This window comes from Paenibacillus sp. FSL L8-0708 (genome assembly GCF_038009325.1).
In the GTDB taxonomy this organism is placed as follows: Bacteria; Bacillota; Bacilli; order Paenibacillales; family Paenibacillaceae; genus Paenibacillus_AQ; species Paenibacillus_AQ odorifer.
This window is the reverse complement of record NZ_JBBPBC010000002.1, coordinates 1-19,932: the sequence shown is the minus strand read 5'-3', so window position 1 is coordinate 19,932 and position 19,932 is coordinate 1. Positions and strand designations below refer to the sequence as shown.

The following is a 19,932-nucleotide window of genomic DNA, read 5'->3' as shown; positions in this document are numbered from 1 at the left end:
CTCCTAATACTTAGTCCAGTATTCGATATTACCTCCATCCAAGCCCCACCCTACCTCGTGTGCACATGTCTGAGAGGTTTTGAATCTCGGATCAGGACGTTCCCAGCCTTCAATGATTACGGCGCTCTCAAAGGCGGAGTGTGGCTCCCATTCGATATAATCTTCATCGACTAGTTCTTTAAATGCCTTATAAATCTTATCGGCAGTGCGCCCGCTTTTGATCTCTAGTTCTTGAAGAGTTGGCATATGAGAATGATGGACCGAAGAATGCCTCATAATCATAAGTAACTTACGAGCAGTGTCGCTAAGCATGTCGAAGCATCCTTAAGGCACTTAAAAGGTTATCTTTACGTTCATACGATCCTCTGGGCTCTAGCCTTACAACATATCTGTAGGTGGCTGAGATAGGCTCAAGGAGCTTCCCATCAGCTGATATTCTTCGGATAGTCCATGGGAACTTTAGAAGCTCATTAAATATAGTAAAGGTTGCAGAAGTTCCCATGATTCTTTTGGTAAATTCACTCATGCTATTGCTCCTCCTTTATTAACCGGTTGCCACGCCAGGATATTATTGTATAAAAACACTCTTGGTGCACCGTTCCTCAAACAAGTGGCACGTATTCGGCCGTTACGAATACCGTTCACATCTATTATTCGTTGCGTAATCTTCCCGCTTCTATCCTGATACACGATTTCAATTCTCTGGCCAATCTGTATTTGCATAAAGAGCGCCTCCGAATGGGAACGTTTGTTTCTATTATACACGAACATACGTTTGTTTATCAACGTTTTGAAATAATTAACTACTTTTCATTCAGGCTATGTGAGCATGTAGCGGCAGACTATTCTAATGCCGTAGATAACCAATCCGGAGCGATCCTAAGCCGCTCCAATATCTATTGTTGCTTGTCGTTTAAGTTAATCGTCGAATGCCTTAAACAACCACTCAGGCATGTTGTGCAGGGGGGGTAATTGATTTTGAAGCGGCTTAAGTGCTATTTATTGACTCGAGTATTCTTTTTCATACATGTTAATGTTACGGCTGCAGGAGAGTATCCATTCGTTTTAAGCGATCGATTCTCTATCGTATTCATGCATCATATCCTCGATCCACTCTACATCCGTAAGAATTTCATAACAATCTACAGTCATGCGACTGTTAATTCCAGCTGCAGAGTTATCGTCGGTATCGGTATCCTGGGAGTCAAATATAGTGAGGACTCTATACATGATTGCAAGCAGCTCAACTAATAAACCGCGATAAGTACTTTGAGATAAGCCAGGGAAGCATGCAGTAATAGATGGGTACGAAGCTTTAATTGCTACATCACTATCCCATTCACCTTCAAATGCCATAAGTGTGCCTTTTGCTGTGATCAGATTTTCTACTGACAAAATGTACTTTTCACCGGTACTTGTAAATAGCGCGAACGCTACAAAGCGTGCTTTAATACCACCATATTTCGGTAACATGATGGATACTTCTTGAGCATGCTGTCCTAAAACCAACCTATTAATGGACTGCAAATAATGTGTGGTTTGTTCACGAATTTCTAAATGAGTACATGTTAATGATTGCTGCTTCATTAATCGATTCCCCCTAAGTAAAATGAAAAGAGGAAACACTTCTCCCAGTGGTTACTGTGAGAGGTGTTTCCTCTTGAAATGGTAATTATTATGTTGTGAGTTAAAGATATCATTGGTCAATGATAAATTCAAATAGAATTTTATTTAATCGTCTTCGGATCGAAGACTCTATTTTTGAGCTACAACATCATCAAAGCAAATGGTCTCGATGATAGCAGTGTCTTTAGGGATGGCTCTACCTTGTTGTTTAGCTATTTCAAGCTCGGCTTGTACTAAATCAATAGCATTAGCCCGCGCTTCTTCTAAAGTATCTCCAAGAACACCAAGGCGAAATACTGGAATGTAGGCAGATACATTCCCCTCTGCTTTATCCTCTTCAAATAAGATCTGTAATTTAAGTGCTGTCATTATCATCATTCCTTTCAGAAAATTAGTAGTGTTTAATGGGGCGGCTAACACCTTGTCAGGCCACCTAATTGAAAAATAGAAGTGAGTTTCCCTTCTATCTCTCTTTAGGAGCCCGAAATATTATGAACTAGGGCTTAATTTGCTTAATAGATTTCCGTTTTTATAACTATGGATACGGGTCATATTACCTGTTCTCGTATTACAAACGTATAGGCGATCCGTACTCTTCGCTAGGTTGTTCGGTTTTAAATCATCGATACTGCAGATCCATTCATTTTCAAAAGAATGTATGGCATCCTCAGTTAATGGAATGAAATGTGTTCCACAATCATATACAAACCAAGCGAATTTGGAGCATTGCTCCATTGCTTTCAAGTCTTTTTTATAAAAGTCGCAGTGGAACTTAGAATGTATAACAACCTCTTCTAGGATTCTTTTCATGCGATTAATCAATGAAGGGTGTATTTGTTGAACAGGTTTTTCTATAAATATCGATGTACTCATGTAAAATTCCTCCCGTTTGGCTATATATATGCTAGTTCCGCGCTCCACATTATGCTGTTTAAAGAAAGCTGGTCTTCTTGGATGAAATCGCTAAGAGAAAGTGAACCTCCATTACGGCTTTTTAAAGTGTGACCTAAGTCAACCTCCATCTGCTTTAAGTACTCCCAATCTTCAGGGAATAGTCGCGAGGTACGCTGCATTTCCGAAGCGGTATTAAAGATGCAAAATTTACAGGAACAGCGGCTTACCCACTCATAGCAGGGATGTAGTTCGATTCCATAATCCGCGGCTAATTGGCGCACCTGGTGTTTAAGCATATCTTTAATGGGTTTCAACCAATGAACGGTGCGATTCTTTTTGTTCGTCGCATGTGCCGAATGAAGCATGAAAACAGGTTTCTTAGATCGTTCCTTAGATTCTTCAGATCGTTCACCAGTCAATAACAGGATCTTGCAATTATCGAATTGACGAACCCACTTCGCATAAACATCTCTTTTCATATACGAAGTACAGAAACGGCAGCTGGAGTCCGGAAACATTTTGCGGTCCCGAATTCTCTCTTCTAAACTTAAATCACCCCATATAATGATTAAGGGAAGATCAAGTTTTTCGCTTAAGTACTGAAGGTATCCATCGGTCTGCGGCCAATCAAACAATTGTCTTTTAGTCGTATCTTCTGGATCTCCATCGACACGCATATGGACAAGCTTGATTTTTTCTTTTGGAATATGATAGCCGTGAAGGGCTACAAGCGCCGTTGCGACACTATCTACCCCACCCGATACATTGACATGAACTTCATCATATTCATGAAGCGGGAGCATTTCTGAAGGCAACTCAGTAAGTACATACTGCTCAGCTGTACGACTAATATCTACCGGATCCACTTTATCTCCTCCTATAGGCACAAAAAAACCATGGAACGCAAAAAGACACCAAACAGGTGTCTATCGTCTCCATGGCAAAATAAGCCCTAATATTTATGAACTGGTCGTGTTCCAGTACAACTCCAACTCTGTCGAATCGCTAACGACAAGAGAAAATTCGATAAATCATAATATAATATATTTACCACATTTACAGATATTCGTCAATAAACTGCAATTTATAACAGAGGTGTTGGTTAGACTAGCATAAAAGCTGTGTCTGCTGAGGCTACTCTATGATAAGTCTCAATCTTCTAACCGGATAAACACGCTCGATGCGGTTCTAGGCGTTAAGAAAAAGTCTTATTCAACATAAGGTAGAAACTCATCCGATTGTTCAACTTTGAACTACAAGAAAGCGTAAAGTTATAATGACCTCCGAAAAAATGCTTCTCTTGCTTTCGTATCATTGAGAGAGTCCCACTTGCGGATGGATTCGATTAAGTCGTCCTTCTCCGATTTATTCATATAAACGTTCTCCATAATAGCGTTCTCTTTATTTAGGATGTGGCGGTGGCTATTCCGCTGATTATAATCATAGAAATAATTTTTTGGGAACTGAACGGCTTCTACACCGAATGATTTCTGGTGTACGACGGCAAGTCTTTTGCAATAAAACTCTTGATCATAGCGCAATCGATCGTAAGACATCACATATAGTGGGGCTTTGTTCTTTTGGTGGATCCTCTTTCTGCGGATTTGATTATTGCTATATTCTTCACTTCGGCCAATGACCAAAATAAACTCTGCGTCTACCTCTTTATCCATATCAAAACTTTTGTTCACTTTAGCCAAGTCTTGAATTAAAGTATTCTTGTGATCGTTGAACCAAGACCTCCAATCCTCTAGTTGCTGATAGGCATGGAAAAAGTGGTGATTTAATTGATCATCCTTGTTGAAAATTGTTTTTCCTGGATGTTCAATCTCAATGAACACAAAAGTGTTTGCTTGCGAGTGACTGGATACAAACAGAAAATCCGGTTCTCTTTTAAAATGACCGGCTGCAAGTTGATATTCTGTAAATATTAATGAACCTACCGGACCATGATGGCGATGGTTAGTATAACCATCCAAACAAGGTATCATTGCCGGGTTTTTCTCTAAAAATTCATGCATTGCTCTTTCCTTAAAATCAGCTGGTGCTGAGGTCATTTTTTCAAGTAATATAGTAAACTCTTCTTCAGTTCTTGCGGGTATCTCTAATTTGTCCATATTGGCCTCCAGGTAAATTTCTAATTGGTAAATCATTCATAACGTATTTATTTTCACTCGTCAAGTTCCAGACTAATTACCTTTCATCTAATATAAAGAGGGGAGCCTGGATTCACTCCTTCAGGCTCCCCTTTAGTTACATTGATCACCATAAATATTGCTTTATCACTTTTTTACTAGTTTCAGAAAACTTCATCTGCATAGATTGGACGACAACTGCCAAAACGAGCGTTAAAATTATTATAATGAACGACAATACTATTAGAACTAAATAACTCGTTAAGGACAGTAGATATCTGAAAAGCCGCCATTTCATTTGCAATCATTCGCTGTGGTTGATACGGCTCAAGCCCACAATTATGAGAAGGTGGAATAGCATCCTTCGCATCGATAGGGTAAACCGAGTTAAGAGCTGGCAAAATGACCTCTCCTGCTTTCTTAAGACCTACAACGACTTGACCTGAATACCCACTTTCCAAATTGTCTAAGGCTTCTTCCGGAGTCCACTCTTCCTCCGTCTTATCTTCTGGAATAAACACTCCTTCAATACCGGCATCGATGTAAATCAAATCATCGGTTTTATTGAAGTATTCATTCATGATGTTTCGTGAATAGTCGTTATCCACTGCTCCAATCAAGACTTTTTGAATATGCTGGTCATACCCATGACGATAGTCCGTGAGTGTAAATAACTTCTCAAGAGATTCAACTGACTCAATATAAGAATTGGAATAAGATCCAATCTTAAGTCCATAAGTAAGTCCGTATCTCTTGGCCAAGACATCTGCCTTTTTGAGTCCAATATCAGAAGAGATAAAAGGTTGCCGAAGCAAATTTTTCTCTTCGACTGCATCCGGATCCGCTATGAGCAAATAGGAATTTACTTTACTAAAAGCACTCATTATTTTTGTAATCCGCTGAATGGCATATCCGCCGGTCCCTCCGCTACCAACGATCACGATATAATACATCATCTTTGAGATTGAAGGCAGATGAGATTGTGATTTCTTTCTTTTATGAAAGTCGAATAATTGAATCATTTTAAAGGACCTCCTGAGTTGAGATCACAACGCGGTTTCTCCATTTTTGCGGATAAGGTGTATAAGGAATTAGATTCCATGAGTTATCTTGATTATCGTAGTTACCTTCTATCCAGACTGACGAGAGGAGCGGGAGGAATTTACCGGCTACTCCAGCACGAGTCTTGATGTCAAAACGAATAACGCCATCTCCTTTAATGATTCGGCCAATTACACCATATAGCATTGTGCCAATTTCATCTTCGTTATCAATAGAGCTGAAATATGCTCTCATCGTATTGTGGGAGTGAATTTCAGCAACACGGATGAGATTTGGTCGAAATTCGGTGTAATTCGGCTCAATTGATTCTTTGCTTACTTTTTGTTGAGGAACATTTAGAACATAATTTTTATTTAAACTATCCCAGTAGAGAACCCCCATAACCTCGACTTCTAGATCGGAATAATCCGCGAAGAAGGAGATTAGCTGAAGTATTAGGTGCTCAGGAATCTTTGGAAGAGATAGCTTAAAACCCTCCTGGCATTGATCTAGGGTATTTATCTCGGGAAGCTGTGTTAAGAGCTGCTGGAATCCTTCCCAATTTTGAAGTTCGCTAATATCCGATTTGGCAACAAAAATACCAATTGGATTCTCACGTACTTCATAAAACCCATCTTGAGCTGCCAAGATATTGACTACTTCTTTATTTTCAAATAGCTCCTTAGCTGTAGAAAAAAAACCGCGGGAACCTTCAATAAAGAAGGCTCCTTTCTTACCACCAGTGATAATCGGTACGATAATGTTCTGCTTCGCATCCCAGTCCATTTTTGTTCTACTCTTAGAACATTCTGGGTGATCCTTCTGCAGAGCTTTTCGTACATCGTCTAGTGTGGCCACGGATAGTTTATCTAGTGCAATGTATTTAGTGATAGGTCGGTTTATACCGGCATAGCAGATGAATGTCGTACTCGTAAAAACTGGTTTCTCCTCTGTTTTGCCTGCAGTAGACTTAGGTTCAGTAGATGGAGACTTCCCAGCAAGCTCATTTTCATCGGCATCTTTTTCGTTTTCCTCTTGATCTTCAGATAAGGCATCTTTCTCTTCTTCAGATAAATCGCTATCCTTCAGATCCTGGTCATCACATCCATCTTCAGAGCAAGAATCTTTTACAGATGGTTTACTCGGTTGTGAGGCGTTACGCTTTCCAGTCAGAAGAGTTGAGAAACTTTTATCGTCACTTTTTTTATCATCAGTTGATTCTGTATCCTTTGACTGCGATTCAAGGGGGCTGTTGAAGCTACCGTCGAAATAATCAAAGAGATTTTTACCACCAAAGCTATCATTATTAGTTGTCATTTTTATATCCTCCAGATTCGATCTATTTTTTTGTAATGTAATCTTGATCTTATCGCTAGAATTAGATCAATTCATTAACCCAATTGAACAAAGTTTTACCCGACTTTTTCAGGTATTCTTCAGGGAAATCTTTGCCTTTTAACGTTTCTAATAATTCTCTATACGGCAGGTTACTTGAATTTGCAGTATTGTAATAGCAATCAGAATTAGTAGAGTTAAAAAACAACTCTGGAATCGTTGTAAGTTGCGATATACGGGTCAGAATAGGACGCTCTGTTCCACCCCAACAGACAACGAAATCTGATCTTACATTAGAATAAGGAAAAAGATAGATTTCTGAATCTTCATTAAGAACACCGTAACTTTCACAAGCACCCAAAAACGCTCTAGTGATAACATACTCATCTCCTCGATGAAGTAGTTCAAATCCAAAGACAAGTCTCGGAAATGGAACTTCATCAACTAGGGCCTCATGATAGTATATTGATCTGCGATGAGGAGCTATCTCTAGAAAGCAAGTACACTTTGACCCATCAGTTACCTCTGAATAATATAAAGTACTGCGAGGCAATATCGGAGTTGCAAAGCTACCTAACTCTACTGGTGGTTTAAAAGCATTAGCGATCGCTTCATGGCTATGATATCCTTCTCCGGTTTTGATTCCATCTTGATAATCTTCAACGTACGGCAAATTAAAATCAGATATCTTAATGATTTGTACATTTCCTTCATCTTCTATGTTTAGGGACACGTTCATGCTACTTCATCAGCCTCTCTATGATTTTTCGTCTTCTTAGATAGGAATGTATCTTGCTGTACTGCAGATGAACTAATCGTGACATCCAGAGCTTGATCCTGGAGTGGATCTTTAAACCCTTCTGCCTTGATTTTAGTAGACTGCAACTCCTGATCTATCTTGTGAAGGAGAACACTGCGAAGACGTTGCACCAATTTTTCTTTTTTTGAATCTATTTGCTCCTGTACTGCATTACGGATTTTTAACAATTGCGCTAAGAAGGTGTGGTTATCCTCGGCGTATCCTAAAAACCTGATTACCAAACCATCGGACGAAAGTTTACCGGTCATTTCTCGATCCCCATAATTTGAGTCGATACGCATCATTTGATTAATGCGTTGGATAATCTTCGATTCCTCTTCTGGTGATAGTAGCGACAGTAGTTCCTTCATCTGAGGGAATGGTAGTGTTAGGGTGATAGATTCACCGCCAGTTTCCTCGTATTCTCCTTCGTCGATTTCATAGCCACCAAAAATGCGAGATATACACTCGTAAAAGACAGAGATCCGAGAATCGTAGTCATAGTAATAATTACTAATAAAATCAATCGGACTACTACAAATGTCGAATCCAGCATCATGAGTCATTTTTAGCAAGATCATTGAATCGAATTGGGATTGCAATTGTATTACTTCCTCACTAGAAAAAAAGCTACCCTCCATTTTTCATAACACACTCCCTTAAAAGAATTGAATGTCTTCAGTTTGCTTTACAGGATCGGATATTTTTAGACTTCTGATAGCATTTCTATTATGCAGATATTGATGAATCACATTATCCTTGTTTGGATTAATAAGGAGTTCTGATTCCATATACTCTTGGTCGCAATAACCAAGTGCTTCGTACATTGCGATCATCGCATCCTCTAGTGTGAAGGAATTCCAGTCCACACAATTACTTTCTCCTTCAAAACCAGCTTCAATAGCTTTAAATACACCAGGCTTAAATTTAGGTGAATTTGTGGCAGTACCTGATAGCTGCTGTCTGAAGCTAACGAGATTGAAACTAACTGTCATTTTTATCCTCCCTTGTTATAGGCACAAAAAAAGCCGTGGAAACTAAAAAAAGCATGCGAAAAATCGCATACTTATAGTCTCCACGGCTGATTTAGCCTACATTTTTTTAAGCAACACTACTGTTGCTCTTCTCACTCTTTCATCGAATCATTAACGATGAAGAAAATCAATTAAATCGGAATAAACTTATTATAAGCATAAGGAACTATAGTGTAAAGAAAGGAGCAGCAAATTAGAGTGTTATTGCTCAATCTTCTTATTTATCACTTATCCTTAAATGGAATAAATGGAGGGATTTTATTGGAAAAACGCTCCTCTATCATATTAATTAAGTTTTCTACAGGATCTACAGGCTTGCCTGTTTGCCTTTCCATCCTCAAACGTTTTCTTTCCTCTTCATCATGTTCTCTCTCTTTTTTCTCTTCAGCCCGCCGCCACCGCAAATAGGTCATAAAGTTTTCGATCTCGGTCAATTCCGATTCAGAATAATCTGTTAAGTCGATTTTCCGTCCACCCGTGACCAAATAGCGTTCAACTGGGGAGAATCCTATCAGTTCATCAATCTGAACACCAAAATACTGAGCAAGGAGGCTAACGGTGCTCGGAGCAATGTCTTTCTCCTTTCCAGTTTCCAAGCGGGATAAGATATCGTAGGGAATACCAGTTTTCCCTGAGATTTGGCCGACCGTCACATTTTTTTCAGCTCGAAGCTTCTTGAGCATTGCGGCAATATGGTTATAATTGTATGATTGCATGTCGCTTTCACTCCTATAGGGAAGTTATGCCAAAGATGAAATTAAATATAGATTAGATTTATTAATATTACTGACCAATTGATTCCAGAAGGAAGCTGGAACGTTGTTCAGCCGACCGTCATCTTCCGGTAACAAGCAAAGATCACGGAGTAATTGCCTACGCCGATCGTTCCGTACCGGCTGCATCTGGAAGCAACTTTTTTCGCTTAACCGCGGGCACTGAGTCAATCTTTTTTTAGTTTACTGCTATATCTATCAGTATGATACTCTATTTTTGTCTAACTCACCTATAATATTAAGTACGATTCGTTTGCTGTGCGAGGTTCCTTCACGAAACGAAAAAAAGAGCCTCACAGATGTGGAGGCTCTTTTCATAGAGTTAATTCAGTTTATTATTTCTATGACCCTTTAAACTACCATAGTTGTGAATATAGTATCCTTCCCAACCCAGCTTACTCAAAAGATAGGCTTTCAATTCTGGATCCGTAATATTCTCATGGATCCCCTTTAATAATTTGCGATCAATTCCTGAACCATGGTTAGGCATAGCAACGCCACCTCTTTCTGTAAGATAGCCAATTTCACTATATAGAGGGGTATGTTGTCAACCCTTCCCTCATAATTTTCCTCAATTTGAGCCAATCATCACAACGAAATTAATATAAGAGCTGTCCCATTAAAACCCTTATATTAATCTCGTTAAGTATCATCTTTCTTATTCCCTTCGATATCTGTGAATAACAGGGACATAAAAATAGAAAATAAAAAAAAGCAGCCCCAGGGTTCCCCAAGCAAAGACTTCCCCTCTTGGTAATCCCAGCATTTGCTTATTCCACCTTTCAATTTTAATGATTATTTGGAAAATTTATATAACTTAAGTTTATCATACGTCTCATATGTAGAGAACAGACAGCTTTCAACAATCATCTTATTAACAGTTGTGTCGTCATTACGATGCCTAATTTGGTCAAGAGATTTAAACCAACTCAAATGTATCTTAAAAAATAAAGTGCTCCAAATTTCCCCCGCGAAAGAATACGAACCATACGAGAACGAATGTGAGACCGATGCAGAGGTTTTCTATCAATGTGCCTTTCATAGTCCCAGTACTCATCAGGCGTAGCTTCAGACGAAAATCGAACGGTGGTAATGGGCGAATTCCGTGGTTTGTGAGTGCATCAGCGAGTAGATGAATTAGATAAGATAAGCCACCGGCGATCCATAGCGCATGTCCATAGGTATAAGTTGAAAAGTAAAGAAGTGCAGTCCATCCAAGTACACCGTATAAAGAGTGGGTAATCCCACGGTGAGGCACTAGAGCACAGATAATGAGCAGGCAGCCGATGATAGTGCTCCACGGAATATAAGACTGACCAAACAAGATCAGGCAAGCGCCAATCAGAATCATCATGACGTTCCGGAGTGTTCGGGTTGGCATGAAAGATACGAGTGAAGCTAGAATGGCGATGACTGTGTTCCATGGTGCGAGTTCAGTTCCATAGAAATAAACGAATACAGCAAGTGCGATAAGTACGCCCTGCAGAAGACGAAGCAAGGATGTTGGGAGTGCTCTTGATACTAAAAGTGAATTAGGTTCATCGATATCCGGAAGAAGAGAACTAACCACAGTTACAGCGACTACTGGTACTGTTATTTTATAATCGGCTAATCCTAAGATCGAAATTGTAACTCCAGTACTTATTGCTAAGTGAGCTCTTCCCATCATAAGAATCAACAACCTTTCTTTAGCAAGGTAGTATGTGAATGATATCCTCTAATTTCCTTGAATATTGACACTTAGGGAGGCTACGAATGACTCTCCCCCCATATTTCTTGGTTAAGATCCTGTTATCCAAAATGATAAAAGCACCTTGGCACTTCATGGATCGATTTAAACGCCCAAATCCTTGCTGAAGCTTTACCATCATTTTAGGGAACATGTAATCAAAGAAACTGCTGCGCTTGGCTTTTTCAATGACGGCGAGCTGGGCTTGGATTAATGGCTCATTAGGCTGCGGAAAAGGGAGTTTAGCAATTACTACTGTAGTTAATGCATCTCCAGGAACATCTACGCCGGTCCAAAAGCTTGCACATCCAAGTACTATTGTTCGTGGATTGGTTTTTAACTGATGAATGATATCCTCTCGATCGCATCCAGGGAATTGAACTAGAAGGTTTAACGAACGTTCACTGCAGTAATCTTCGAGACTACGAGCAACACGGTTCATACTCTCGAAACTGGTGAATAAGACAAGCATTCGGCCACCGCTATATAGTAATATTTCTTCAATTTTGTTTGGGAGGTATTCGTCATACTCGGGACTACTGGGGTCAGGTGCATCATCGGGGCAAATAATCATTGTTTTCTTCTCATATTCAAATGGGCTGTCTACTATAATGGTTCCGTACTCTTTAAGACCGAGTCGGCCAGCATAAAACGTGAATGTTTTTCCCTCTTTAGTACTCGTGGACATGGTAGCGCTCGCCAAGATTACAGGTACCTTGTCGAATAAACCTTTACTTAATATGACTTTTGGGTAAAGAGGAGCGGCATGGAGTATTACATTGCCTCTGCCTTGTATCGTAGCCCAATATGCCCACGAATTTTTCTCGTTAGAGCTGATGAATTCTAAATCATCATTACCTTCAAAGAGTTTTTCAGTTAAGTCTGATATACCTCGGACCTTTAAACTTTTGACTTTCTCAATGAAGCTAGTTAGAGTAGCACAAACCTCGGAAATTTCAATCTTGGTTGTCATAAGCTTGAAGGCAAGTAATCCCCCTTGATCATCTCTCATCTTCTTTCCTACTTGAGCGTACACTTCATCAATTTGCTGGTGAAAAGTTTGACGAAGCTGAGCAAGCTCGATTTGATTTCCATGATCGAGTTCCGAAAATGCACTTCGTTTGAAGATTGCTTCAAATAAAATTTCAAAACGGTTGATATCTACTTTCTTTTCGAAGACATTACAGCATACATCCTCTATTTCATGTGCTTCGTCAAAAATGACGGCATCATATGCTGGAAGAGTACCATTCCCCGTCTTCATTCTCATTTTTAGATCATTAAAGAAGTAAGCGAAATTTGTAACAATTATATGGGAGGTATACATCTTTCCTTTCAGGTCTTCTAACATGCAGTTGCTTGGTTTAGTAATGGCTGGGCAATTGGAAGCACTAATCTTTTTCCACACATTGTCTTCAACATCGAATCCTAGAGCCGCACGATCCCCAACCCGTTCTTGTTTTACCATCTTTGAAATCTGACGTACAAGTTTAGCTTCAGAATCATTACTGCGTAACTTTTCTTGCCAGAGTGTTTCTAATTTTGTATTACAGATATAATGATCCTTTCCTTTGACATGTTGGAACTTAAGTGATAACTTCTCCATCTTAAGGATGTTAACTACCCTTGGTAGCTCCACATTAACGATTTGATTCATTAAAGGGATCGTATGCGTACAGACAATAACTGTTTTCTTATTAACGACAGCCCAGCGAGCTGCAGGAGTTAAATATCCAAGTGATTTACCAGTGCCGGTGCCGGCTTCGCAGATTAAATGCTGTGAATTTTCTAAAGATTCGCCAACCTTTTTCGTAATCATTATTTGGGGGGCTCGTGGGATATATCCATTTACTAGCTTAGACAAATGTCCTTGAGCCCCAAAAGCCCGTTCAATAAAATCCTCCACAGCGAGTCCTCCAATTAATATAGTAATATAATATATATGTAATATATTAATATATTAACAAAAGCGTGACAAATATCAACGAAAACCATCATAATTATTTAGTAACAATGCTAATTCTTTCAGCACATATGATGTCTCCAGTCGCTGCCTATATTCAAAAAGTTAATGATAATACCATACACTAAACCATGAACACAAACGCCAAAATTCCAAATAAACAACAACCTAAGAAAGACTTCCATCGATCTAAACTATTCCCAAGCTTTATTGATCTAATGAAAGCTACTAAACCGGCCACGATTAGAATTAAATGTTGTGGTTTCTCAGGAAAAGAAACTATTCCAAGCATACCCCAGATTGAAATCAATAAATACTAAATGGTAAATGCTTTTGCAGGAAGCTTGCTAATAAAAGCCATGGTATCACTCTCCTACTTATTTATTCATCTAAAATTTTGGAAGCATCTGATGCGTAAAAGTATTCATTTTGTCGATCTTTATACTCCTTCGGAATTTCCTTCCCCCAATATTTTGCATACGAATGTAATGTCCTCTTGTTCCCTCCACGTCCAGGTTTCCCAACATAAAATTCGAAATAATTTGTGGGTAACACTTAATGTTGTCACTAAAAGGATCGGAAAAACACCTGATTTCTATCATGAAACGGCACTTTGAGTACAATGGTTTAGCACTTTCCCGTAAAGTAAGATGTTAAAATAGCACTTTCTTATATTCTAAGCGAAAACCCTTACTTTAGTGATTTAACCCAATTCATGGCGTCATCCGATGAACTGATAGCCTTAATTACGAAATTACAAACAGAATATTGTCCTAGCTTTAGTAGTGCCACATTATATGAATTGAATATTAATTCTTTAGAATTTTTAGACGGAAGCTTATTTAATCTACAAGCTTCAATAACTTCAAGTTTTTTATTACAGTACTGGTATTCACCAAAATATGGAATTTTAGGAACGCGGACATAATTCCATGAACTAGATGTATAACCTTTTGCTTTCATCACAGAACAGAATGCGTTAGAACTAGTTGTTGCATTAGATTTAATCAGATCTTCAGCAATAATAGCCTCCTCTGCCCACATTGTAATTGGCGGATTGCTCTCAAACGGATGTTCTCCACGCGATATTCCACAATCAAACTTCACTGCAAGAGTAAGTTTTTTATAGCAATATTGTATAACTAATTCTTGAATCATCTTAGGTAATGGAAGATTCTCATTCACTTTTAAAACATCAAATTTATCAAAAAGCTCCTTTAGAATCTCCACTCTGTTTTCTCTCACAAGTCTTAACGTCCGTAAATTATCATTGAATTTAACTCTATCATGTCTTTGAAGTAAAAAGGTTTCTACAAAAGTCGAATGCTCTTCAACAGGCGTTGCTACATTGTAGGTACTTAATGTTGTTTTGATAAACTCAATTATTTCTTCTTGAGAATATTCAGGATTATTTAGTACCTCCGCAATATCTTTTTCAGCTAAAGTATGGGGATTTTCATGTAGCACTTTTTTTAATGTTACTGATAATTGTTCATTAAATTTCTGTTCTGCATAATTGACTCTTCTGTCATGGAAACTGCCCATAGGAATTACAGTTGCAGCTGGATTAAGCACCTCAATTGAGGTACTTATAATTGATCCGCTACTCAATTTTGCCAAATCTTTCGAAAAATCGTGCATGGCTATTTGAGCGTGTTGCGTCATATCATCATAATCTGTTTCATCTTCTACACTAGTTCCCATATTGTAGATAAACATTGTTTTTGAGCCAGCAAGAACAGGAAACATTTTATTTATTGAGTCAGTAAATTCACTCCCATTGTCCGATCTCATTACAAATATGTAAACATCTGCATCACTTACATCTTGTAATCCTTCAACATCTCCTGATACTCCGGGAGTATCTGTTACAATCAGTCCTTCATCGGTACTGCTCATTATGCTGATTGCGAGGTCACTTGCTTCTGTAGTAATTTCAATAAAATCTTCCTTCGGATCTAGTTCCTTCTTTTCTCCAGCTTTTTCATGATTTCTTGAATAATTGTTATGATTCTTAATGTTATCAAGAAATCTAATTACCCCATCTTCATCAAAATTTTCTTGTATTCCGTTAATTGTAGAATTAGGACTAATAAATCTGATGTGATTGCCTTGATCAGAGCAGTTTTTTTTCACAACAAGTCGTACATTAACTTTTGTGAAGTCACGTCCTTGCCCTACAAAATACTTGAAGAACAGTTGCTGATAACGAATGAACCGTGCGGTAATCCTGCTTTTCCCTAGTCTAGCCCTTCCGATAAGCACTATTTTTTTAAACACATTGTTCCCTCCTTTAGTTTCTAATAATTCAGAAGTAATATTTCCCCTTCTATCAAGCCACAAGTCTATCTCCCATGCATTAAATATAGGGCCTGACTTTAACTCCGCTACCGCTTTAGGAAAATCTGAGTACCTTTTTCTCCAATTCGTTACGGCGGCATTCGTTACTTTTGCTATTTTTGCTATTTCGTACATGCCGACAAATTGGCCACTCATGATCCTCCGCCCCCTCTTGTTAACAACGTTAATGGCGTTGTTTATTTTATAAACAACTATTGTTTCGCATACATCATATCCCGTTTCTTTAATTAAAGCAAATACTTTGTTAGTGTAACTTATTTATAGTAAAAATAACCCTTCCCAAACCAATACATTCAAGAAGGGTTTCCTTTCGTCACAGTTTTATGAACAGAACATCATTTATCAACTTATGTGGAATGGTTAGCTCATACTTTTCAATTACCCTCACTTGTAATAAGGTTCAGAGTGATTGATTTTCAACTAATCTGCCCGTTAATTGAATAATTAAAGAATAGACTGAATTTTCCGGCCCAGGATTAGACAGAAACATCAACTGCAACTTCGCTTGTCGACTGGGTCCGTCGGCTAACCAATCGTCCTGAATTAGCGCTTTCGGAAGAACAGCCAGAAGCGCTAGTCGCAGCTTCGCATCAGCAGCTGGCCGCCGACGTAACAGTCTGTAATTTATTTTCTGAGTCTAATACTTTATATTCTTCGGCCAGCTGCTCTGTAAAAATAAAGTATTAGACTCGTGCCGTTGATTTAACAACGTTATAAATTAAAGAACCGTCAACTTTTGAAAGATACGGTTTAAATTGATCCATTAAAAAAACAGCGGCAGAACAAGACTTGATAAATAAGTCTTTGACTACCGCTGCTGTAGTTAACTAAAGTTTCCCTTAACTTAATTCATTAATGCACTTTATAATTTGTGACTCTATCTCATAAAGTTTTTTGTGCTTTTCTTTAATGTAAACCTTTCTTTATCTTAGTGAATGTCAGGAATCAATAACGCTGAATTCGACTTTAGAGATACCCAATGTACCCTGTATCGCCAGCAGCAATTGTAATTTCTACTTTTATATAATTCCAACGTGCTTTTATATTTTTGTAAACTATATGGTTTGAAGGTTTTTAATGCTTACAATATTGTTTTAGGTACGCTTAATTATTTGGTTTGTGTTCCAACCAATAGGATTTTTCAGGATTTCTATCCAATACAAAAATATCGATTGGCCCGCCTACTGTTTCGACTTGATTCATGACCTCAACAAAGCCTTTTTTATAGAAATCAACCGTTTCTTTTAAAGTCCAATTATCCGTATCTTCTTCGTAGTAAGGCATTATTATCGGATATACAGCATCGTCGCCTATGACTGCTTTTCTTCCACCAAATTGAAATTCATTAAAATGCGACTGATAGGTATGAATTTTTGGTTCTAATTCACCAGATTTATTTTCAACAAAACTTCCCAATGCAAAACAGTAACGATTCTCAAGACTAAGTGGATTTCGTTGCAGCTTTTCACTAAGTGTTCTGTTCCAAGTCCTCACGATACCTTCCAAGAGCTGTTCACCGTTTTGTTTCGAGAGCGTACTTTCGTTCATCTTTAAGAAATGATTTGTAACTTCGTCCATTTCTAAATATGCTCCATTGCCTAGATACGCCTTCCTTAAGCCGGCATGGCCAATAGAAAACCAATTTTGGACAGGTATGATTTTTTCATTATCGTCTTCGAACTCAATCATATTCCCATTTTCATCAGTTCTAGATGACCTACTGTCTGCCATCATGACGACTTTATCTTGCCATGCATAGGCAATTACCATTGTCATTTTGTATATCCCCCCGCTGTTAGTTTACACCTTGTATGTTAAAAGCATTATATGTCTTCATTGTTTGGGTACTTGGAATTGTGCTATAAATTCCTCCGAAATCTTACGACTAAAAACCATATTCGGTGAACTGGTTAAACTATCCTCCCTCTATGAGGAATCACTTTTCTCTTGAATGCTCGTTATATCTTAGGTTTCTGATTTTATTCGTTCAGTGCAGACGACTTCATGGTGGAATCAAGTTGAAATCAAAGAAAATGTTGGGACGAGGAAAAGCGCAAAAGAACATCTCCTTAACCACAGTCTGAAGAAAGTGGTTACTTAGGAAAAGTATGGTTGCACTTATGGATCTCCACATTCCTCATGGAGGTCAACCCTCCCAAGTCTCACAGAGTCTACGCTCCCACATTCCTTCATTCAACCTGTCCATGAGGTGGAGGTCAGATATGCTGCCCGACAGGATCTTCGTCCGTATGATAGTTTCGTTCCGACTCATCCGTGCTTCAGTTGTCTGTATCTCACTGCTTTGGTTCGAATGCTAAGAGGTTACTGTTTCATTATGCTGCCGTACTTAAAACATTGAATCGAGGGATATCCTGCAACATCTTTACTTCACTAAACTCATGGCCTTTTTTCATGATTCCGAATAAAACTCGAATTAATTTGTTACACAACGCGATTAACGATTGCATCTTTTTAAGCGGATTGTCTGGTCGTTTGGTGTAGTACTCATGTAAAGCCTTAAAAGCCCTATTCTTCGCCACCAGCGGCATTATGACTCGGAAAAGCAAAGCTCGAAGCTTTTTCCTTCCTCGCTTAGTGATCTTGGTCTGTCCTTTGTGCTTTCCAGATGTATTCTCTTTTAGGTTCAATCCAGCAAGCTTTATAAGCTGTTTGGGATGATGGTAGTTGCCGATTGTTGGAAGAAAATAAAGTGTTAGACTGGATTTGTTGATTTGACGCGATTTTAAAATTGAGAAATCGTCAGCTTTGGAAAAATAAGTTTTAGACTGATCCTTTAAACGAAGCAGCGGCGGATCAAGACTTGATAAATAAAGTCTTAGACTGCGCCGCTGTTATCATTAACCTAACGTGCTTTCGTTAGGTTAATGATTTTCGGTAATGATTTTTAGACCTAAGTACCTAGCATAAGTTATGATAGAAGTAAATACTCGCATCGATGTTTAAAGGAGAAATAATAAAATGAAAAAGAACTTCTTGATCTTACTTTTAATGTTTGTCTTACTGGTTGGTTGTAGCAATGTAGAAAATTCGACTATTGCCAATGGAGATAATGCCCCACAAAAAGTAACTACAGTAGATAAGGTGCAAAAAGAAAATGTTGCTGAGTCCACTGAAGAACCAGAATTAGAAAAGAAGGCTGTTGATGGAACAGTTATCAAGCAAACACCAAACCAGCCCCAAAAAGATCTATTCTCAGGATACAAACGAATTGAAATGGATAGTTGTAGTTTATCTGGGCATCGTGAACCTAAAGTCGTTGTGGATATTGGTTACGGTGATCGTAAATACTGGGCATTTACAAACGAATATGGGCAACTGGTGCGTGTCATTGCTGACAAAATCACTATACAAGATGACAGTAAGGAGTCTGTCTTGTCATCTGGAAGATATTGCAAAGATGAGGCAAAGGTCCCTGGTGTTGAAAGATCTGATTTAGACGAAGGACATATCATTGCTGATAGTCTTGGAGGGGTATCCAATGCTTATAATATCACTCCTCAAGATAGTACGCTTAACCGACATGGTGACCAAGCATATATGGAAGACGCTATACGGAAAGCAGGTGGAGCTACTTATTTTGAAGCAATCATTACCTACCCAAACACGGAAACGCAGATTCCTTCAAGTTATCAGTATACCTATACTTTAAAGGGTAATGTGATCGTCGATAAATTCGACAATAGAAATCCTGATAAAGTAAACGAATCTCTTGGTTTAACAGGGAAAAAGCATTCAGATTCAAAAAGTTCGGAAGATCTTTCAAGTGTTGATACAAATGGTAATGGGAAGGTAACGATTAAAGAAGCGAAAGATGCCGGTTATAGTATGCCAATAACGAGTGATCACTGGTTATACAAATATATGGATGATCGTGATGGTGACGGAATGGTTGGTGAATAACCCGATTTCTTAGTTGTTATTGATACACCCGCTCCTGGCTAATTCAGATATGAGTGGGTTATTTTTTGTTTACAGGATTATACGTTGTCCAAACTATGCGTTATCAGACCTCTCAGAAAGCCCGTAGAGCGATTCAAGAATTAGGATGATTTTGGCCCCAGATAAGGTGGATGAGTACAGAGTGTTGTACTGTTTTTGCATCTGAGGATTCAAGCAATCTAAGATTTAATCGGCTCGTTTCCACTCTTGGACCCATACTTCACCTCCTAAAAATAAGAAATTTAATTGGAAGTATTCTTCATGTAATTAAAACTATCCTGT

The 19,932-nt window shown here is 38.5% G+C and carries 20 protein-coding genes and 2 pseudogenes; 1 reads left to right on the top strand and 21 read right to left on the bottom strand.

Annotated features, from left to right (window positions below; translation table 11 throughout):
- Positions 1-3 precede the first annotated feature (3 nt).
- The 21 genes and pseudogenes from NYE58_RS36115 to NYE58_RS36015 form a co-directional block, all read right to left on the bottom strand.
- A complete protein-coding gene (locus tag NYE58_RS36115; RefSeq protein ID WP_076179521.1) occupies positions 4-312 on the bottom strand; it encodes a hypothetical protein in 309 nt (102 codons plus the stop codon).
- Positions 305-526 (bottom strand): hypothetical protein, encoded by a 222-nt coding sequence (locus tag NYE58_RS36110; RefSeq protein WP_076179520.1) that lies wholly within the window; start codon positions 524-526, stop codon positions 305-307. Before NYE58_RS36110 ends, NYE58_RS36115 begins: the two co-directional genes overlap by 8 nt.
- Positions 523-723 carry a hypothetical protein gene (locus NYE58_RS36105; protein ID WP_076179519.1) on the bottom strand — a complete coding sequence of 67 codons (201 nt, stop codon included), beginning with the start codon at positions 721-723 and terminating at the stop codon, positions 523-525. The genes NYE58_RS36110 and NYE58_RS36105 overlap by 4 nt, the downstream gene beginning before the upstream one ends.
- Positions 724-1,065: 342 nt before the next feature.
- The gene (locus NYE58_RS36100; protein WP_076179518.1) at positions 1,066-1,587 is read right to left on the bottom strand and encodes a hypothetical protein; all 522 of its coding nucleotides are present in this window, start codon (positions 1,585-1,587) and stop codon (positions 1,066-1,068) included.
- A gap of 168 nt (positions 1,588-1,755) precedes the next feature.
- Positions 1,756-1,995, bottom strand: a complete 240-nt coding sequence (locus NYE58_RS36095) for a type II toxin-antitoxin system HicB family antitoxin (protein WP_076179552.1) — start codon at positions 1,993-1,995, stop codon at positions 1,756-1,758.
- Positions 1,996-2,115: 120 nt separating this feature from the next.
- Positions 2,116-2,499 carry a hypothetical protein gene (locus NYE58_RS36090; protein ID WP_076179517.1) on the bottom strand — a complete coding sequence of 128 codons (384 nt, stop codon included), beginning with the start codon at positions 2,497-2,499 and terminating at the stop codon, positions 2,116-2,118.
- Between the two features lie 20 nt (positions 2,500-2,519).
- Positions 2,520-3,386: a phosphoadenosine phosphosulfate reductase domain-containing protein gene (locus tag NYE58_RS36085; protein ID WP_076315870.1), complete on the bottom strand. Its 867-nt coding sequence runs from the start codon at positions 3,384-3,386 to the stop codon at positions 2,520-2,522.
- 405 nt (positions 3,387-3,791) lie between these two features.
- Complete coding sequence (locus tag NYE58_RS36080) at positions 3,792-4,637, bottom strand: Shedu anti-phage system protein SduA domain-containing protein (RefSeq protein WP_076315869.1); 846 nt, start codon at positions 4,635-4,637, stop codon at positions 3,792-3,794.
- A 182-nt stretch (positions 4,638-4,819) separates the two neighbouring features.
- A complete protein-coding gene (locus NYE58_RS36075) occupies positions 4,820-5,677 on the bottom strand; it encodes a ThiF family adenylyltransferase (RefSeq protein ID WP_340901320.1) in 858 nt (285 codons plus the stop codon).
- 1 nt (position 5,678) lies between these two features.
- Positions 5,679-7,013 (bottom strand): hypothetical protein, encoded by a 1,335-nt coding sequence (locus NYE58_RS36070; protein ID WP_076315864.1) that lies wholly within the window; start codon positions 7,011-7,013, stop codon positions 5,679-5,681.
- Positions 7,014-7,074: 61 nt separating this feature from the next.
- The gene (locus NYE58_RS36065) at positions 7,075-7,770 is read right to left on the bottom strand and encodes a hypothetical protein (RefSeq protein WP_076315863.1); all 696 of its coding nucleotides are present in this window, start codon (positions 7,768-7,770) and stop codon (positions 7,075-7,077) included.
- Positions 7,767-8,411 (bottom strand): hypothetical protein, encoded by a 645-nt coding sequence (locus NYE58_RS36060; RefSeq protein ID WP_340901319.1) that lies wholly within the window; start codon positions 8,409-8,411, stop codon positions 7,767-7,769. The genes NYE58_RS36065 and NYE58_RS36060 overlap by 4 nt, the downstream gene beginning before the upstream one ends.
- 78 nt (positions 8,412-8,489) lie before the next feature.
- A complete protein-coding gene (locus NYE58_RS36055) occupies positions 8,490-8,825 on the bottom strand; it encodes a hypothetical protein (protein WP_076315861.1) in 336 nt (111 codons plus the stop codon).
- A 263-nt stretch (positions 8,826-9,088) separates the two neighbouring features.
- Positions 9,089-9,547: a helix-turn-helix domain-containing protein gene (locus tag NYE58_RS36050; RefSeq protein ID WP_179086906.1), complete on the bottom strand. Its 459-nt coding sequence runs from the start codon at positions 9,545-9,547 to the stop codon at positions 9,089-9,091.
- 412 nt (positions 9,548-9,959) lie between these two features.
- Positions 9,960-10,127, bottom strand: a complete 168-nt coding sequence (locus NYE58_RS36045) for a hypothetical protein (RefSeq protein WP_179086905.1) — start codon at positions 10,125-10,127, stop codon at positions 9,960-9,962.
- 305 nt (positions 10,128-10,432) lie between these two features.
- A pseudogene (locus tag NYE58_RS36040) lies at positions 10,433-10,573 on the bottom strand (IS1595 family transposase); the annotation flags it as partial.
- A gap of 4 nt (positions 10,574-10,577) precedes the next feature.
- Positions 10,578-11,306: a metal-dependent hydrolase gene (locus tag NYE58_RS36035; RefSeq protein WP_076315859.1), complete on the bottom strand. Its 729-nt coding sequence runs from the start codon at positions 11,304-11,306 to the stop codon at positions 10,578-10,580.
- Between the two features lie 19 nt (positions 11,307-11,325).
- Positions 11,326-13,272, bottom strand: a complete 1,947-nt coding sequence (locus NYE58_RS36030) for an ATP-dependent DNA helicase (protein WP_076315858.1) — start codon at positions 13,270-13,272, stop codon at positions 11,326-11,328.
- Between the two features lie 747 nt (positions 13,273-14,019).
- Positions 14,020-15,825 carry a hypothetical protein gene (locus tag NYE58_RS36025; protein ID WP_076179514.1) on the bottom strand — a complete coding sequence of 602 codons (1,806 nt, stop codon included), beginning with the start codon at positions 15,823-15,825 and terminating at the stop codon, positions 14,020-14,022.
- Between the two features lie 969 nt (positions 15,826-16,794).
- Complete coding sequence (locus tag NYE58_RS36020) at positions 16,795-17,466, bottom strand: hypothetical protein (protein ID WP_076179513.1); 672 nt, start codon at positions 17,464-17,466, stop codon at positions 16,795-16,797.
- A 557-nt stretch (positions 17,467-18,023) separates the two neighbouring features.
- Positions 18,024-18,380 (bottom strand): annotated as a pseudogene (locus NYE58_RS36015) (transposase); the annotation flags it as partial.
- 289 nt (positions 18,381-18,669) lie between these two features.
- Between NYE58_RS36015 and NYE58_RS36010 the strand changes: the two are divergent.
- Positions 18,670-19,611: a DNA/RNA non-specific endonuclease gene (locus NYE58_RS36010; protein ID WP_076179511.1), complete on the top strand. Its 942-nt coding sequence runs from the start codon at positions 18,670-18,672 to the stop codon at positions 19,609-19,611.
- Positions 19,612-19,932 lie beyond the last annotated feature (321 nt).

Coding starts and splice junctions, on each gene's coding strand:
- NYE58_RS36100 (WP_076179518.1), bottom strand. CDS start 1,587: ATGAAGCAGCAATCATTAACATGTACTCATTTAGAAATTCGTGAACAA.
- NYE58_RS36080 (WP_076315869.1), bottom strand. CDS start 4,637: ATGGACAAATTAGAGATACCCGCAAGAACTGAAGAAGAGTTTACTATA.
- NYE58_RS36065 (WP_076315863.1), bottom strand. CDS start 7,770: ATGAACGTGTCCCTAAACATAGAAGATGAAGGAAATGTACAAATCATT.
- NYE58_RS36060 (WP_340901319.1), bottom strand. CDS start 8,411: ATGATCTTGCTAAAAATGACTCATGATGCTGGATTCGACATTTGTAGT.
- NYE58_RS36090 (WP_076179517.1), bottom strand. CDS start 2,499: ATGAGTACATCGATATTTATAGAAAAACCTGTTCAACAAATACACCCT.
- NYE58_RS36020 (WP_076179513.1), bottom strand. CDS start 17,466: ATGACAATGGTAATTGCCTATGCATGGCAAGATAAAGTCGTCATGATG.
- NYE58_RS36055 (WP_076315861.1), bottom strand. CDS start 8,825: ATGACAGTTAGTTTCAATCTCGTTAGCTTCAGACAGCAGCTATCAGGT.
- NYE58_RS36110 (WP_076179520.1), bottom strand. CDS start 526: ATGAGTGAATTTACCAAAAGAATCATGGGAACTTCTGCAACCTTTACT.
- NYE58_RS36115 (WP_076179521.1), bottom strand. CDS start 312: ATGCTTAGCGACACTGCTCGTAAGTTACTTATGATTATGAGGCATTCT.
- NYE58_RS36095 (WP_076179552.1), bottom strand. CDS start 1,995: ATGACAGCACTTAAATTACAGATCTTATTTGAAGAGGATAAAGCAGAG.
- NYE58_RS36010 (WP_076179511.1), top strand. CDS start 18,670: ATGAAAAAGAACTTCTTGATCTTACTTTTAATGTTTGTCTTACTGGTT.
- NYE58_RS36105 (WP_076179519.1), bottom strand. CDS start 723: ATGCAAATACAGATTGGCCAGAGAATTGAAATCGTGTATCAGGATAGA.
- NYE58_RS36070 (WP_076315864.1), bottom strand. CDS start 7,013: ATGACAACTAATAATGATAGCTTTGGTGGTAAAAATCTCTTTGATTAT.
- NYE58_RS36050 (WP_179086906.1), bottom strand. CDS start 9,547: ATGCTCAAGAAGCTTCGAGCTGAAAAAAATGTGACGGTCGGCCAAATC.
- NYE58_RS36025 (WP_076179514.1), bottom strand. CDS start 15,825: ATGAGTGGCCAATTTGTCGGCATGTACGAAATAGCAAAAATAGCAAAA.
- NYE58_RS36075 (WP_340901320.1), bottom strand. CDS start 5,677: ATGATTCAATTATTCGACTTTCATAAAAGAAAGAAATCACAATCTCAT.
- NYE58_RS36045 (WP_179086905.1), bottom strand. CDS start 10,127: ATGCCTAACCATGGTTCAGGAATTGATCGCAAATTATTAAAGGGGATC.
- NYE58_RS36035 (WP_076315859.1), bottom strand. CDS start 11,306: ATGATGGGAAGAGCTCACTTAGCAATAAGTACTGGAGTTACAATTTCG.